Genomic DNA, 15,210 nt, shown 5'->3' with positions numbered 1-15,210 from the left:
GGCGCTGCGCTCGGTGGCAGGTTGTTCGAGCGATCAGATGCGTACGTACAGGCCATGACGGCGTTTTCGAGGTGATGGCACGCTTCTGGCTATGGCTCGGAGTAGTTGAGGGGAAGACGTAATGGACGGCAAGCGCAGCACCATTCTGTATTTGCACCAGAGGGCGCCAGACGCGGCGCTCGAGGCATTGAACCGCCTTACCGGTCTTCGCTTTAGGCAATGGCCGGAATCGCTGGTCGTCAGGGATGATGCTCCAACCGACGCGCCGCACGCCGCTTTGGCAAGCAAGCAGTTGGAGCCGAAAAAGGTCAGCGGCTGAATCAGGCCTGGACGGCTTTCATTTCGGCGGCTACGGGCTCGACCGGGTGAGCGAACAGCTCTTCGACGGTGATTGCAGCTACCGTGGCGGCAGGACGCAGGTGAATCTGCAGCTCCTCGATCTTGTGTCGGACCGGTAGCCGCGCGACGCCGGACAGCAGAATCTTGCCTGCGCCATCGGTGCGTCCGTGATCAATGATCGCTTCTCGCTGCTGCTGTCCATCGCGATATTTGGCGACGAGAGACACCATGAGCCCTGCGTGTCCCTGCAGCTGCAACCAGCTGGCGACATTGAATTCAGCTACGCGCCCGTCATAGGTAGTGAGGGCGATGGCGGCTTGCTCGACGATGCGTGAGGGTACGGTGCCGATCAGTTTGTCGTGGAGTTGGGACATGGCTTCGCTACTGGCATACGGTGGTGGGTGCGGAATTATAGGCAGTGCAGGTCCGACAAAACTGTGCACTTGAGCGCCGCCGCGCGTGATCGGACTCGCATAACGGCGAAAAGCGCGACGGTTACTTGGCGCCGCCACGGTCTGCGTCAGGATCGGGTCGTCCCAGGCGTGCCTTGACTGCAACGCAGCGGTATCCTCGGCCGTATACGTTAAGGAATGAGCACCATGACCAAACCGATCGCCTCGTTGCTGCTCCTGCTGAGCTGCCTGTTCCTGTCTGCCTGCGAAAAGGATTGGGGGATCGACCAGCACGGGCGTGAAGTGACTGCGGCACAGCTGCAGGGGCAGTGGCTGCTGATCAATTACTGGGCCGAATGGTGCGGTCCCTGCCGCACCGAGATTCCGGAGCTGAACGCCTTGGCCGAAACCGAGCAGGGACTGGCAGTGTTGGGTGTGAATTTCGACGAGTTGCGCGGCGAAGAGCTCGCTCAGGCCGCCAAGGCGCTGGGTATCGACTTCCGTGTGCTCAGTGATGATCCCGCCGAGCGTCTGCAATTGCCGCGTAGCGAGGTGCTGCCGGTGACCTATCTGGTTGACGACCAGGGGAAGGTGCGCGAGCGCCTGGTTGGCGAACAGACTGCCGAGGGCATCCTTGTGCATCTGGCGCGGCTGAAGGGCGAGTAGCCCGCCTGGTGACTCAGGGTTTGACGTACCAGAAATCCTGCCAGAAGCCGATCACCTTGACCGGATAGCGATTCTGCCCGAGGCTGCCGTTGTAGCGCGCGAGCGCCCGGTTGATGTCGCCATTTTCCTTGTTCAGGTAATAGCTGAGGATGGTGCAGCCATAGCGAAGATTGGTGGCGTTGTCGGTGAGGTTGTCTTGTGGTCGACCCAGTTCCGCTTTCCAGAATGGCATCACCTGCATCATGCCCTGCGCGCCAACGCTGGAGATTGCAAATCGGTCGAATAGGCTTTCGGCATGGATCAGCGCCAGCACCAGTTCCGGCTTCAGGCCCGCCTTGCTCGCCTCGCGATGCACCAGTCGGAGCAGCGACAGCCGCTCTTCGGCATCGGGGATGTAGCGCTTGAGTCGGCCGGACATGTCGACCAGCCAGACCTCTGCATCGAAGCGATCCTGAAAGCTGTCCGCCTCAGCGACTGTCCTCTGCATGAGGTCGCGGAGTTCGGGTTCGGGCGCTTGACGGATATTGGCTGCTGCCGGCAGGGCGCTCACCAGCAGCAATGCGAGAAGAAGAGCAGGCGTCTTCATCGGTTTCAGTTTCCGTTGCTGCCTTCGATCAGACTTTGCAGAAAGTGCTGTTGCAGCTCGGGGTCGTTGCGCGTCAGCTCTATCAGGCTCTGCTCCAGTTCGCTGGCTTCTTCTTCCAGACCAAGTTCGGACAGGCGCCGGACGCGATGCACCCATTGCGCGACGTCGTCGCCTTCCAGGTCATCGAAGATCAGGTCGTGAGCTTCTTGCAGCTTGCCGCGCAGCTTGTGGCTTACAAGCAGCGTGGCCTCTGCCCGGGTGCCATCCTGTTCATCCTCAACCGACAGCTGCAACTTGCCGATCTGCGTGACGTCCTGATCAGCGAACGGCCCGTCGAGAAGATTCAGGCGCAAGACGCCGTGACGATCGGTCGACAGCTCGTGAGTGTGCGGACCGGCGCTGACAAGCACCGGACGCCCCGCCCAAGGCAGGCTGGTGTACTCGAGCCGCGCATCCCGGCGTTGCTCGTCGAGGCTGGCCAGGTTCTGCTGCGAGCGGCCATTGGACTCGGCGTTCATGAACGGGTTGATGCCGGCGAAGCCGTAGCTGATCCAGTCGCGAGTCGCGCTCTCTGGCATGTTGCCGAGCATCACCACGTTGAGCACGTTTGCGCCTACGCCGGCGACCACTGCGACGACGCCCAGCGGAATCTCGTACAGCTCTCGCCAGGGCTGGTAAGGCGTATAGCGATCGTAACGGCGGGTTACTTCGAAATCGGTGACTTCGAATGTCATCTGCTCTTGCACGCGGATACGCCGCTGCGGCAGTTCGAGCACCTGGGGTTCACCGAGTTCGATGCGCAGGCTGTGGTCGAGCAGTTTGCGCTCGACACGCGCCTCGTGCTCGCTGCGCTGCGGCAAGTGATTGGCGCAGCCGCCAAGGAGCAGCGCCGCGCAAAGCGCGGCGCTGGTTGAAACGACAATACGTCGGTTGAGCATGATTTCCGATCAGCGATGAGCACGCGAGTTGATGAAGGACAGGATGTCAGCAGTCGCGACTGGCTGAGGCTGCGCGTCGCGGCGGTGCTTGTATTCCAGGGTGCCATCGGCCAGCCCGCGATCACTGATGACAATACGGTGCGGGATGCCGATCAGTTCCATGTCGGCGAATTTGACGCCGGGGCTGGTCTTTTTGTCACGATCGTCGAGCAGCACTTCGTAACCTGCTGCGGTGAGTTCGGCGTAGAGTCGGTCGGTAGCCTCACGAACCGCTTCATTTTCGTACTTCATCGGTACCAGGGCGATCTGGAAAGGCGCGAGCGCGTCTGGCCAGAGAATGCCGCGGTCGTCGTAGTTCTGCTCGATCGCCGCGGCAACCACGCGGGATACGCCGATGCCGTAGCAGCCCATGATCAGAGTGGCCGGTTTGCCGTTCTCACCCATCACCCGGCAATTCATAGCCTCGCTGTACTTGGTGCCCAGCTGGAAGATATGGCCGACCTCGATACCGCGTTTGATTACCAGATTCCCCTGTCCGTCCGGGCTCGGATCACCCGCAACCACATTACGCAGATCGGCGATCTGCGGTAGCGGCAGGTCCCGCTCCCAGTTCAGGCCGAAGTAGTGCTTGTCGTCGACGTTGGCGCCGGCACCAAAATCGTTCATCAGCGCGACAGAACGGTCGATCACACAGGGAATCGTCAGGTTCAGTGGGCCCAGCGAGCCGGGACCCGCGCCAATGGCAGTACGGATTTCCGCTTCCGAGGCGAATACCAGCGGGCTGGCAACCTGCTCCAGGTTGGCGGCCTTGATCTCGTTGAGTTCGTGGTCGCCGCGTACGATGAGGGCGATCAGTTGGCCTTCTTCGACGCCATGAACGACCAGCGTTTTTACCGTTTTCTCGATGGCGAGGCCGAACTGCTCGACGAGTTCGATGATCGTCTTGGCATTCGGTGTGTCTACCAGGCGCATTTCTTCGCTTGGTGCCGCACGATCGGTTTCGCGCGGAATGGCTTCGGCCTTCTCGATGTTGGCGGCGTAGTCGGAGGTGTCGCTGAACGCGATGTCGTCTTCGCCAGACTCGGCCAGTACGTGGAACTCGTGCGAGCCGGTTCCGCCGATGGAGCCGGTGTCGGCTTGCACCGGACGGAAGTCGAGCCCGAGGCGAGTGAAGACATTGCAGTACGCCTCGTGCATGCGGTCGTAGGTTTCCTGCAGCGATTCCTGGGACAGGTGGAAGGAGTAGGCGTCCTTCATCAGGAACTCGCGGCCGCGCATGAGGCCGAAGCGCGGACGGATTTCGTCGCGGAACTTGGTCTGGATCTGATAGAAGTTGATCGGCAGCTGCTTGTAGCTGTGAAGCTCGTTGCGTGCCAGGTCAGTGATGACCTCTTCGTGGGTCGGGCCGACACAGAATTCGCGATTGTGGCGGTCCTTCAGACGCAGCAGCTCCGGGCCGTACTGCTCCCAGCGGCCGGACTCCTGCCAGAGCTCGGCTGGCTGAATGGCCGGCATCAGTACTTCCAGGGCGCCTGCCTTGTTCATTTCCTCGCGAACGATGGCCTCGGCCTTTCGCAGCGCACGCAGCCCCATCGGCATCCAGGTGTAGAGACCGGACGCCAGCTTGCGAATCATCCCGGCACGCAGCATGAGTTGGTGACTGATGACCACTGCATCGGATGGGGTTTCTTTGAGGGTCGAGAGCAGGAACTGACTGGTGCGCATGTGGCCGTTGTGTCCTTGCAGAAGAGGCTGGAATTTGGCTCGGCATTGTACGGCGCGCGCATTGCGGCGTACAGGACGGGGCGCCGCGCTGGATGTGCGGCGAAACGAAAGAGCCCGGCTTTCGCCGGCCTCCGTTTGCATCGAATGGTCCGAGCGCCTGGGTTACAGGATGCTCAGCGGGTATTCGATGAATGCACGGATCTCGTTCAGGTCCGGGCTGTAGTACTCACGCATGTCGCTGTTGGAACGGTAGATCGAGTTGCGCAGCTTCAGCGACAGATCTTTTGCCGGGCCGCTCTGTACGACGTACTGGACCTGGTTGAAGAACTCGCGTTCCTTACCTTCGCCAGTGCCGGTGTCTACGTTGTCGCCGTAGACATAGGCGGTTTTCCAGAACAGGCCGGGAACGCCGTAACCGCCGAAGTCCAGCTCATAGCTCGCCTGCCAGGAACGCTCGTCCTTGGAGTTGAAGTCGGAGTAGTAGGAGTTAGCTACCCAAAATGGAGCTGCCGCCGTCGCCGATGTCGTAGTCGTAACCGCGGTCACCACTAACGCGCTGGTGAGCGAGGATAAACGCATGCGCACCGACAGAATACTTGGCTGCAAGGCTCCAAATGGTGTTGTCGTGTGACTCGCGTGCGCCAAGCTCATCAACCGAACCGTCGTTGTTGAAAGTGGTGTCCGCAGCTTGGACATAGTCCTTGTCATAATCGGAACGGTAGATATTGAAGTCAAAGCTCAGCGACTGGTCGTCACTAAAGGGCATAACGTAATTGACGTTAGCGTACTTCTTCTTGGCAACATCTTCGTTGTCAGCGTAATAAAGCGACGCGCTCAGGTTCTCGTTGAAGGCATAGGTGCCGCCGACGACATCAATGCTCTTCAGGCCCACGTCGTCACGGCTGGAGGAAGGCATGGAGCTATCTGCGGTGAAACGACCAGCATTCAGCTCGAGGCCTTCGATCTCATTGCTGGTGATCAAGGTGCCAGTAAACGACTCTGGCAGCAGGCGCGAGTCATCGTAGGCGAGTACCGGCATCATCGGCATCTGGTTGCCGTACTTGATCACGGTGTTGGAGAACTGGGCTTTGATAGCTGCGCCTGCCTGGGAAAGGTCGCGCTCCGGCTCGTTGTTGGAGTCGCGCTCGAACATGGCGGTATAGCTATAGCCCTGGCCGCCATCAAGGCGAACACCCAGTAGGCCATAGGCGTCGACGCCTACTCCGATGGTGCCTTGGGTGAAGCCGGACTCGAAGGTAGTGATAAAGCCCTGGCCCCAGCTCCGTACGTCGTCGGCACCATCCTTGTAATCACGGTTGTAGTAAGTGTTGCGCAGCAACAGATCTAGGCTCGCATCTTCGACGAATCCCTTGGACTCCGACTGCTGGCTGGCCAACGCCATCTGGGAGGTGCCCGCCGATACGGCCAGGGCGATTACGCTCCACTTCATCACTTTCATTGTGATTGCTCCTTTGGTTTAAAAACGGTGCTTACCTTGCCGCGCGTGGGCGGAAAGGGTGCAACTTCTTAGTCCCGCATCAGGCTTTAGCCAATTTTGGCTGCTCTCGCGAAAAGCCATCCAGAGAATGTACTGTTTGGCTCTAGTGCAGCGCTAGAGCAAGCTGTGTGACGCTGATTGCGGTGTTTTGAAGCCGCCCCTAGCGTTCGCATAGTTCGTCTAGCAAGAATCGTACTCAGAATTCATGATCGAGCTAGTCGGGCGTTGCGGAGAAATATTGGGGCCGCATTGCACTGAAAGGCGGCGCGTTTTCTCAGGTCAGGCACCAATCTTGTGCGCGGTTGCCAGGTTGTTGTCTGGGATGTCTGAGGTATCCTTTTTTACCTGTTTCCTACGGCGCATTCGCGCGGGGTTTGCTTCGCAAGGGGAGTCTTATGTTTGTACTTGATTCACGTCTGGAGCAGGACACGTTGCTGCTTGGTGACTTCCCGCTCTGCCGGTTGCTGTTGATGAACGACGCCCAGTATCCCTGGTTCATTCTGGTGCCGCGTCGCGAAGAGATTAGTGAGTTGTTTCAGCTGGATGCGGCTGATCAGCTGGCGCTGTGGAAGGAGGCCACTGCGCTGGCCGAGACCGTCAAGGACACCTTCGGCGCCGACAAGATGAATGTCGCCACGCTTGGTAATGTCGTCGGGCAGCTGCATATGCATGTCATTGCGCGGCGACGCGATGATGCTGCCTGGCCAGCGCCGGTGTGGGGCAGGCATCCGGCGAAGCCTTACAGTGACGAGCAGGTGGCAGCCATCAGGGACAAGCTAAAGTTGGTGCTGACCGATCACTTTCGTTTTGGAGTATGACTGTGGACCTTGAATCGAGAGTGATGGATCTGGAAACGCGTCTGGCGTTTCAGGACGATACGATCCAGGCGCTGAGCGATGTGCTCGTCGAGCAACAGCGGATCATGGAGCGTCTGCAGCTTCAGCTGCGCGCACTGGCAAAACGTCAGGACGAAATGCAGGTTCCAATGGACACTGGTGAGGACGACGCGCCTCCACCGCATTATTGAATTGTGAAACGGGGCGGCGTGGTGACTTCGCCCCGTGGCGGCTTGCTTGGTCGTCCTACTCAATCGGGACGACGTCTTCGGCCTGCAGTCCCTTGTCCCGCATCATGATGGTGAACTCCACGCGCTGGCCCTCGACCAGGATGCGGTGCCCTTCGCCGCGGATGGCGCGAAAGTGGACGAATACGTCATCTCCGCTGTCCCGGGAAATGAATCCGAACCCCTTGGATGTGTTGAACCATTTCACGGTGCCAGCCTCGCGCCCTGCTGCCGATGGCGCGCGGGGGTTTGTGCGAGCCGGTTTTGCCTGCTTGCTCAGGCCGCGTGGCGTGGCGAGGTGTAGCAGCACGGCCACAAGGGCGAGCAGCAGGCTGGCGAGTGTTGCGGGCTGGCCGGCGATCTGCGGCAAAGCTACAAGTACGATGACGGCCTGCAGCGCGATAGACAGGAGCAGCAGCGCTGACGCAGCGATTATGACTGGCCGGGTGCGGCTGTCGATCAACTGGGCAGATGGGGCGAATTGAACGTTCAGCAGGCCAAGCATCAGCAGGCACAAGGCGTCGGGTTGCAGCAGTAGTGGCATTGCGCCGCGCAGGCTTGGAACAAAGGACAGCAATAGGGCAATGACGCCCGCCAGGACATGGACGATCTTTAACATTCTTGTATGGCTCACGGTTGATAACACGACAGAGAAGCCGCAGGCCTGGAGTTCGTAGAAAACGTTTGTCGGTCAGGGCTGAACACTGTTCGATAAACCGCGCGGGTCCGGGCTGCAGCGCGGCGTATTTAACAGGAAAGGAGGAGGGGGCTCAAATGAGCCTGTTCGCCGTCGTGGCTTCGGGTGCGGAGAATGCTCGAAGACGGGCTGTTTCGTAGCAGATGCGTTGCGATCTGGGCAGAGCGCATGTGGCGCTCCGCCCAGTAGCGAAACTTAGGCCGAAAGCAGGCTGCGCAGCATCCATGCAGTTTTTTCGTGGCTCTGCATGCGTTGAGTCAGGAGGTCGGCGGTCGGCTCGTCGTTGACCTTGTCCAGTAGCGGGAAGATACCGCGGGCGGTTCGTACAACGGCTTCCTGGCCTTCGACCAACAGCTTGATCATCTCTTCGGCGGAGGGGACGCCTTCCTCTTCCTTGATCGAGCTCAGGCGGGCGTATGCCGCGTAGGTGCCCGGCGCCGGGAATCCCAGCGTGCGGATGCGTTCGGCAATATCGTCCACGGCGATGGCGAGTTCGGTGTACTGGGTTTCGAACATGGTGTGCAGCGTGTTGAACATCGGCCCCGTGACGTTCCAATGGAAGTTATGGGTCTTCAGATACAGGGTGTAGGTGTCGGCGAGCAGGCGCGACAGGCCCTCGGCGATGGCTGCCCGGTCCTGTTCGGCGATGCCAATGTTGATTTCCATGTTTTTCTCCTGGTGGATGGTTCAGCCGTTAGTTATGCCAGAAAAATGCGTGGTGTTGTGAAGCGATACGTTTCTGGTCGAATGCTCACCATTGGAAGGCTCTGATCGATTCAGGGTTCCATCAATGGCCCGATTTCGAGTTGGCGAGGGCAACGGCTGCGCCGCGGTGATTATGTCGATATAATCCCGCGCTTGTGCCTGGCGGTCCCAGTGCGTGCTGCGGCGCCCGGCGTCAATGCGGTATCGCGTACGGTACATGCCGCTTGCGCAGAGCAGTCACGGTCTTGTCAGTCTGTCGCGGCTCTGGCGCCCCATCGAATTAAGATACGAGAAGCGAACTTCACCATGATGCGCAGCCACTATTGCGGCCAATTGAACGAAAGCCTGGACGGCCAGGAAATCACTCTTTGCGGCTGGGTACATCGCCGTCGTGATCACGGCGGGGTGATCTTCCTCGATGTGCGTGATCGTGAGGGCCTGGCTCAGGTGGTCTTCGATCCGGATCGCGCCGAAACCTTTGCGACCGCCGACAAGGTGCGTAGCGAGTATGTAGTGAAGATCACCGGCAAGGTCCGCCTGCGCCCCGCTGGTGCGGTGAACCCGAATATGGCTTCCGGTGCCATCGAGGTGCTGGGCTACGAGCTGGAGGTGTTGAACGACGCCGAAACCCCGCCGTTCCCTCTCAACGAATACAGCGATGTGGGCGAGGAGACGCGACTGCGCTATCGCTTCATCGACCTTCGTCGCCCGGAAATGGCCGAGAAGCTCAAGCTGCGCTCGCGTATCACCGCGAGCATTCGTCGGTACCTGGATGACAACGGCTTTCTCGATGTGGAAACCCCGATCCTGGGGCGTCCTACACCTGAAGGCGCGCGTGACTATCTGGTGCCGAGCCGCACCCATGCCGGTAATTTCTTTGCCCTGCCGCAGTCGCCGCAGCTGTTCAAGCAGCTGCTGATGGTTGCCGGTTTCGACCGCTACTATCAGATCGCCAAGTGCTTCCGCGACGAAGACCTGCGCGCTGATCGCCAGCCCGAGTTCACCCAGATCGACATCGAGACCAGCTTCCTCGATGAAGCGGACATCATCGGTATCACCGAAGGCATGATCCGCAAGTTGTTCAAGGAAGTGCTGGATCTGGAGTTTGGCGAATTCCCGCACATGCCGTTCGAAGAGGCCATGCGCCGGTACGGCTCGGACAAGCCCGACCTGCGCATCCCGCTGGAACTGGTGGATGTTGCCGACCAGCTCAACGCTGTCGAGTTCAAGGTGTTCTCCGGTCCGGCCAATGACCCGAAAGGCCGCGTTGCCGCGCTGCGCGTCCCGGGTGCGGCGAGCATGCCGCGCAGCCAGATCGACGATTACACCAAGTTCGTTGGCATCTATGGGGCCAAGGGCCTGGCCTATATCAAGGTCAATGAGCGCGCCAAGGGCGTTGAAGGCCTGCAGTCACCGATCGTCAAGTTCATCCCGGAAGACAACCTCAATGTGATTCTCGATCGCGTCGGCGCGGTCGATGGCGACATCGTGTTCTTCGGTGCAGACAAGGCGAAGATCGTTTCCGAGGCCCTGGGTGCCCTGCGCATCAAGATTGGTCACGACCTCAAGCTGTTGACCTGCGACTGGGCGCCGCTATGGGTGGTCGACTTCCCGATGTTCGAAGAGAACGATGACGGCTCGCTGAGCGCGCTGCACCACCCGTTCACCGCGCCGAAGTGCTCGCCTCAGGAGCTCGAGGCCAATCCGGCTGCGGCGCTGTCGCGTGCCTACGACATGGTGCTCAACGGTACCGAGCTGGGTGGCGGTTCGATCCGTATCCATCGCAAGGAAATGCAGCAGACTGTGTTCCGCATTCTCGGCATTGATGAGGCCGAGCAGGAAGAGAAGTTCGGCTTTCTCCTCGATGCGTTGAAATTCGGCGCTCCGCCACATGGTGGTCTGGCCTTCGGTCTGGATCGCCTGGTAATGCTGATGACCGGTGCGCAGTCGATTCGTGAAGTGATTGCCTTCCCGAAAACCCAGAGTGCGGCGGACGTCATGACTCAGGCGCCGGGTGCGGTGGACAGCAAAGCGCTGCGCGACCTGCATATCCGTCTGCGCGAGCAACCGAAGGCGGAGTAAGCGCTACCCGAAGCCTGGTTCTGCCAGGCTTCTTCGTCTTGCGGCTCTGAGTGCGAGACATTACGGCGATAGCCGGCCGCTGTCTTTATCGAGTGACAGACGGATCCGGTTATCGAGATTTTCTGATTCAGTCGAAGAATGGAGTGAGTTATGGCTGGTCATTCCAAATGGGCCAATATCAAGCACCGCAAAGAGCGTCAGGACGCCAAGCGGGGCAAGATCTTCACCAAACTGATCCGTGAGCTGACCGTGGCGGCCAAGCATGGCGGCGGCGTGCCGGCGGACAATCCGCGTCTGCGATTGGCCGTGGACAAGGCGCTGACAGCCAACATGTCGCGTGACGTCATCGATCGCGCCATCGCCCGGGGCGCAGGCTCCAGCGAAGCGGACAACATGACCGAGCTGAGCTATGAGGGTTACGCGCCAAGCGGGGTGGCGATCATCATCGAGGCCATGACCGACAACCGCAACCGTACCGCGGCCGAAGTGCGTCACGCCTTCAGCAAGAACGGTGGCAACCTCGGTACTGACGGCTCGGTCGCCTACATGTTCGATCGTAAGGGCCAGATCAGCTATGCGCCCGGCGTCAATGAAGACGCGCTGATGGAAGCGGCGCTGGAGGCGGGCGCCGACGACGTCGTCAGTCAGGAGGATGGGTCGGTCGACGTCTATACCAGCTTCGCCGAGTTCCTCTCGGTCAACGAAGCACTGACAGAAGCCGGATTCCGCGGCGACGAAGCAGAAGTGGCGATGATTCCGTCCATCATGGCGCCCATCACCGACGTCGAGACGGCGCAGAAGGTTCTGCGTCTCATCGATGCGCTGGAAGACCTGGATGACGTGCAGAACGTCTACCACAACGCGGAAATCTCCGACGAGATCATGCAGCAGCTGGGCTGAATGTCGTGGTGTCCGCAGCCGGGAGCCGCATTGCTGGGCTCCCGGCTTTTTTATAGGCACGCATCGCTGGCAACGTAGTGACTATCTGGGCGCATATTGTTGTCGGTGGCGGAGACGGCAGCGCCTCCGTATACTCGCCACTGGATAAATAGACAGCACGGCACGGCATGACGCTGATTTTGGGTATCGATCCCGGCTCTCGAATCACCGGCTACGGCGTCGTACGGGACACCGGCCGCGGTTGTGAATACGTCGCCTCTGGTTGCATTCGTACCGGCACCGGCGAGCTGCCTGATCGCTTGCGTGCCGTTTTCAGTGGTGTGAGCGAGGTCATTCGGACCTATGGCCCGGTAACGATGGGCATCGAGCAAGTATTCATGGCGCGTAATGCCGATTCCGCGCTTAAGCTCGGCCAGGCTCGGGGGGCAGCCATTGTTGCTGGCGCGGAAGCAGGTCTGCAGATCGCAGAGTACACCGCGACGCATGTCAAACAGGCCATCGCCGGAACGGGCGGGGCTGATAAGCAGCAGGTGCAGATGATGGTCATGCACTTGCTCAAGCTTCTGGAAAAACCCCAGATCGATGCTTCGGACGCGCTGGCCATTGCGTTATGTCATGCGCATCACCGGCAGAGCCTCATTCCGCACGGCCTGGCCGGCGCCAAGCGACGAGGCGGGCGGTTGCGTCTGTAGTCGGCGCAAACTCTCTTGGTTGAACGAATAATCGACTGGTCGTCAGCGGATGCGATGGCCATGGAGGAAACAGCTTGATCGGACGTTTGCGTGGCACGCTGGTGGAAAAGCAACCGCCACATCTGATTCTCGATGTCAACGGTATCGGCTATGAGGTCGAAGTGCCGATGACGACGCTGTATCGCCTGCCGGCGGTCGGCGAGCCGGTGACGCTGCATACGCACCTCGTCGTGCGTGAAGACGCACAACTTCTTTATGGCTTCGCTGAGAAGCGCGAGCGCGAGCTGTTCCGTGAGCTGATCCGTTTGAACGGTGTGGGACCGAAGCTGGCGTTGGCGTTGATGTCCGGACTGGAAGTCGATGAGCTGGTGCGTTGTGTGCAAGCACAGGATACGTCGGTCCTGGTGCGCATCCCCGGCGTTGGAAAGAAGACCGCCGAACGGCTTCTGGTGGAGTTGAAGGACCGCTTCAAGGCGTGGGAGAGCATGCCCGCCATTGCGACCTTCGTGGTTGAACCCGGGAGCAAAATGGCAGTCACAAGCGCCGAGAATGATGCGGTCAGCGCGTTGATCTCCCTGGGCTTCAAGCCACAGGAAGCCAGCCGTGCAGTGTCCGCCATACAGGAAGATGATTTGAGCAGTGAAGAAATGATCCGCCGCGCCCTCAAGGGGATGGTGTAAGCCATGATCGAAGCGGATCGTATCGTCACGGCAGGCAGTCGCGATCGCGACGAGCAACTGGATCGTGCCATTCGGCCACTCAAGCTGGCCGAGTACATCGGTCAGCCGGTCGTGCGCGAGCAGATGGATCTGTTCATCCGCGCCGCCAAGGGCCGTCAGGAAGCGCTCGATCACACGCTCATCTTCGGTCCGCCGGGGCTGGGCAAGACTACCTTGGCGAACATCATCGCCGAAGAGATGGGCGTGTCGATCAAGAGCACGTCGGGCCCGGTGCTTGAGCGACCGGGTGACCTGGCCGCATTGCTGACCAATCTGGAGGCGGGCGACGTTCTGTTCGTCGACGAGATCCATCGCCTTTCGCCCATTGTCGAGGAGGTTCTGTACCCGGCGATGGAAGATTTCCAGCTGGATATCATGATCGGCGAGGGGCCTGCGGCTCGCTCGATCAAGCTGGATCTGCCGCCGTTCACCCTTGTGGGCGCCACCACGCGGGCCGGTATGCTGACCAATCCATTGCGAGACCGATTCGGTATCGTCCAGCGTCTGGAGTTCTATTCCACCGAGGACCTGGCGACCATCGTCAGCCGTTCCGCCGGTATCCTCGGTCTGCCGACCGAGCCGGAGGGTGCATTCGAGATTGCCCGTCGGGCGCGAGGGACGCCGCGTATCGCTAACCGCTTGCTACGCCGTGTGCGAGATTTCGCAGAAGTGCGGGGTCGTGGCGAGATCACCCGGCAGATTGCCGACCTTGCCTTGAACATGCTCGACGTCGATGAGCGAGGCTTCGATCATCAGGATCGCCGGCTGCTACTGACCCTGATCGAGAAGTTCGACGGCGGACCGGTGGGGATCGACAGCCTGGCCGCTGCGATCAGTGAAGAGCGGCACACCATCGAGGATGTGCTCGAGCCGTACCTCATCCAGCAGGGCTACATCATGCGCACGCCGCGTGGTCGGGTCGTGACGCGTCACGCCTATCTCCATTTCGGTCTCAACCTGCCCAAGCGCATGAGCGATGCTCCAACGCCGGATCTGTTCGATGGCGACATAGTTTGAAGAAAATATTGTTCTGTTACCCGATTGGCATTTACAGGGCCGAGCACTAGTATGCGCGCGCAAGCCGGAGCTGAAATCTTCACCCACCGCTGTCGAGTCTATTACGAGGACACCGACGCGGGCGGCATTGTCTACTACGTCAATTACCTCAAATTCATGGAGCGAGCTCGTACCGAGCGGTTGCGCAGCCTGGGATTCGCCCAGTCGCAGCTGGCCGGTGAGGACTTGCTGTTCGTCGTGCATTCGGTCGAAGCCCGCTACCGAGCACCGGCTCGCCTGGATGATGAATTGCTGGTGACGGCCGAGGTGGTTGAGGTGAATCGTGCCAGTCTGCGGTTTCGCCAGCAGGTCCGGCGTGCACTGGATGATGTTCTGCTTTGTGAGGGGCAGGTGCTGGTTGCCTGCGTGCGTGCCGAAAGTTTGAAACCCCGAGCCATTCCCGAAGCGCTGCGTGTCGCCTTCGCTGGCTCGGGTCTATCCCCTGCAGGAGAGTAAGCGTGGAAGCCAACGTCGATCACATGTCCATGTGGAGCCTGATCAGCAACGCCAGCTTCGTGGTGCAGCTGGTCATGCTGATTCTGGTGGCCGCTTCGGTCGCATCATGGATTCTGATTTTTCAGCGCGGCAGTATGCTGCGTGCCGCGAAGCGAGCACTCGATACCTTCGAAGAGCGCTTCTGGTCCGGTATCGACCTGTCCAAGCTGTATCGCCAGGCAGGCAGCAACCCGGATCCGGATTCTGGCGTCGAGCAGATCTTTCGCGCCGGCTTCAAGGAATTTTCCCGTCTGCGTCAGCAGCAGGGTGTCGATCCCGATGCAGTGATGGATGGGGTCAATCGCGCCATGCGCGTGGCGATTTCCCGTGAAGAGGAAAAGCTCGAGCAGAGCTTGCCATTCCTGGCCACCGTTGGTTCCACCAGCCCTTACATCGGCCTGTTCGGTACCGTCTGGGGGATCATGAACTCCTTTCGCGGCCTGGCTCAGGTTCAGCAGGCAACTCTAGCGACTGTGGCGCCAGGCATCGCCGAAGCGCTGATCGCTACGGCGATCGGTTTGTTCGCCGCGATTCCTGCGGTGATCGCCTACAACCGTTTCGCCGCGCGGGGCGAGATGCTCATCGGTCGTTATTACACCTTTGCCGATGAGTTCCAGGCCATCCTCCACCGCAAAGTTCACACCACCGAAGACTGAG

General features: G+C 60.1%; 17 protein-coding genes and 1 pseudogene. 11 read left to right on the top strand and 7 right to left on the bottom strand.

From position 1 onward, the window contains the following. Positions 1 to 121: 121 nt before the first annotated feature. The gene (locus RT582_RS15455; protein ID WP_014821052.1) at positions 122 to 319 is read left to right on the top strand and encodes a hypothetical protein; all 198 of its coding nucleotides are present in this window, start codon (positions 122 to 124) and stop codon (positions 317 to 319) included. Between the two features lies 1 nt (position 320). Here RT582_RS15455 and RT582_RS15450 read toward each other — a convergent pair whose 3' ends face one another. Continuing rightward, entirely contained in the window at positions 321 to 713 is a 393-nt protein-coding gene (locus tag RT582_RS15450) for a hypothetical protein (protein ID WP_003299046.1), read from the bottom strand. Between the two features lie 225 nt (positions 714 to 938). Between RT582_RS15450 and RT582_RS15445 the strand changes: the two genes are divergently transcribed. Continuing rightward, positions 939 to 1,397 (top strand): TlpA family protein disulfide reductase, encoded by a 459-nt coding sequence (locus RT582_RS15445; RefSeq protein ID WP_023446271.1) that lies wholly within the window; start codon positions 939 to 941, stop codon positions 1,395 to 1,397. Positions 1,398 to 1,410: 13 nt separating this feature from the next. Here RT582_RS15445 and RT582_RS15440 read toward each other — a convergent pair whose 3' ends face one another. The 4 genes and pseudogenes from RT582_RS15440 to RT582_RS15425 form a co-directional block, all read right to left on the bottom strand. Next, positions 1,411 to 1,983, bottom strand: a complete 573-nt coding sequence (locus tag RT582_RS15440) for a lytic transglycosylase domain-containing protein (RefSeq protein ID WP_044314469.1) — start codon at positions 1,981 to 1,983, stop codon at positions 1,411 to 1,413. A 5-nt stretch (positions 1,984 to 1,988) separates the two neighbouring features. After that, positions 1,989 to 2,921 carry a hypothetical protein gene (locus RT582_RS15435; RefSeq protein WP_090521363.1) on the bottom strand — a complete coding sequence of 311 codons (933 nt, stop codon included), beginning with the start codon at positions 2,919 to 2,921 and terminating at the stop codon, positions 1,989 to 1,991. Between the two features lie 9 nt (positions 2,922 to 2,930). Further along, positions 2,931 to 4,646: a proline--tRNA ligase gene (locus RT582_RS15430; protein ID WP_090521360.1), complete on the bottom strand. Its 1,716-nt coding sequence runs from the start codon at positions 4,644 to 4,646 to the stop codon at positions 2,931 to 2,933. 162 nt (positions 4,647 to 4,808) lie between these two features. Continuing rightward, positions 4,809 to 6,105: pseudogene (locus RT582_RS15425) on the bottom strand (OprD family porin). Positions 6,106 to 6,539: 434 nt separating this feature from the next. Here RT582_RS15425 and RT582_RS15420 point away from each other — a divergent pair. Together RT582_RS15420 and RT582_RS15415 are read left to right on the top strand one after the other, a co-directional pair. Further along, positions 6,540 to 6,962 (top strand): HIT family protein, encoded by a 423-nt coding sequence (locus RT582_RS15420; protein ID WP_041014619.1) that lies wholly within the window; start codon positions 6,540 to 6,542, stop codon positions 6,960 to 6,962. Next, positions 6,959 to 7,171 carry a SlyX family protein gene (locus RT582_RS15415; protein ID WP_192871762.1) on the top strand — a complete coding sequence of 71 codons (213 nt, stop codon included), beginning with the start codon at positions 6,959 to 6,961 and terminating at the stop codon, positions 7,169 to 7,171. The genes RT582_RS15420 and RT582_RS15415 overlap by 4 nt, the downstream gene beginning before the upstream one ends. A gap of 55 nt (positions 7,172 to 7,226) precedes the next feature. Here the strand turns inward: RT582_RS15415 and RT582_RS15410 are convergent, their stop codons facing one another. Together RT582_RS15410 and RT582_RS15405 are read right to left on the bottom strand one after the other, a co-directional pair. Then, on the bottom strand, positions 7,227 to 7,826 hold the full coding sequence (locus RT582_RS15410) for a cold-shock protein (RefSeq protein ID WP_014821043.1): 600 nt from the start codon (positions 7,824 to 7,826) through the stop codon (positions 7,227 to 7,229). 273 nt (positions 7,827 to 8,099) lie between these two features. Beyond that, positions 8,100 to 8,570 carry a Dps family protein gene (locus tag RT582_RS15405; protein WP_003300673.1) on the bottom strand — a complete coding sequence of 157 codons (471 nt, stop codon included), beginning with the start codon at positions 8,568 to 8,570 and terminating at the stop codon, positions 8,100 to 8,102. Positions 8,571 to 8,915: 345 nt separating this feature from the next. Here RT582_RS15405 and aspS point away from each other — a divergent pair, with 345 nt between their 5' ends. The 7 genes from aspS (at position 8,916) to tolQ (ending at position 15,209) form a co-directional block, all read left to right on the top strand. Further along, entirely contained in the window at positions 8,916 to 10,691 is a 1,776-nt protein-coding gene (aspS, locus tag RT582_RS15400; RefSeq protein WP_031298108.1) for an aspartate--tRNA ligase, read from the top strand. Between the two features lie 150 nt (positions 10,692 to 10,841). Then, positions 10,842 to 11,591 (top strand): YebC/PmpR family DNA-binding transcriptional regulator, encoded by a 750-nt coding sequence (locus RT582_RS15395; RefSeq protein WP_041014617.1) that lies wholly within the window; start codon positions 10,842 to 10,844, stop codon positions 11,589 to 11,591. Positions 11,592 to 11,758: 167 nt separating this feature from the next. Beyond that, positions 11,759 to 12,283: a crossover junction endodeoxyribonuclease RuvC gene (ruvC, locus tag RT582_RS15390; RefSeq protein ID WP_041014616.1), complete on the top strand. Its 525-nt coding sequence runs from the start codon at positions 11,759 to 11,761 to the stop codon at positions 12,281 to 12,283. A 74-nt stretch (positions 12,284 to 12,357) separates the two neighbouring features. Beyond that, on the top strand, positions 12,358 to 12,963 hold the full coding sequence (ruvA, locus tag RT582_RS15385; protein WP_014821038.1) for a Holliday junction branch migration protein RuvA: 606 nt from the start codon (positions 12,358 to 12,360) through the stop codon (positions 12,961 to 12,963). A gap of 3 nt (positions 12,964 to 12,966) precedes the next feature. After that, a complete protein-coding gene (gene ruvB, locus RT582_RS15380; RefSeq protein WP_003300681.1) occupies positions 12,967 to 14,019 on the top strand; it encodes a Holliday junction branch migration DNA helicase RuvB in 1,053 nt (350 codons plus the stop codon). A 51-nt stretch (positions 14,020 to 14,070) separates the two neighbouring features. After that, positions 14,071 to 14,514 carry a tol-pal system-associated acyl-CoA thioesterase gene (ybgC, locus tag RT582_RS15375; protein WP_023446262.1) on the top strand — a complete coding sequence of 148 codons (444 nt, stop codon included), beginning with the start codon at positions 14,071 to 14,073 and terminating at the stop codon, positions 14,512 to 14,514. A 2-nt stretch (positions 14,515 to 14,516) separates the two neighbouring features. Next, positions 14,517 to 15,209: a protein TolQ gene (gene tolQ, locus RT582_RS15370; protein WP_014821036.1), complete on the top strand. Its 693-nt coding sequence runs from the start codon at positions 14,517 to 14,519 to the stop codon at positions 15,207 to 15,209. Position 15,210: the final 1 nt, after the last annotated feature.

This window comes from Stutzerimonas kunmingensis, assembly GCF_032106285.1.
Classification (GTDB): Bacteria; Pseudomonadota; Gammaproteobacteria; order Pseudomonadales; family Pseudomonadaceae; genus Stutzerimonas; species Stutzerimonas kunmingensis_B.
Note: the sequence above shows the minus strand (reverse complement) of the source record. Positions and strands in the feature narration are given on the sequence as shown.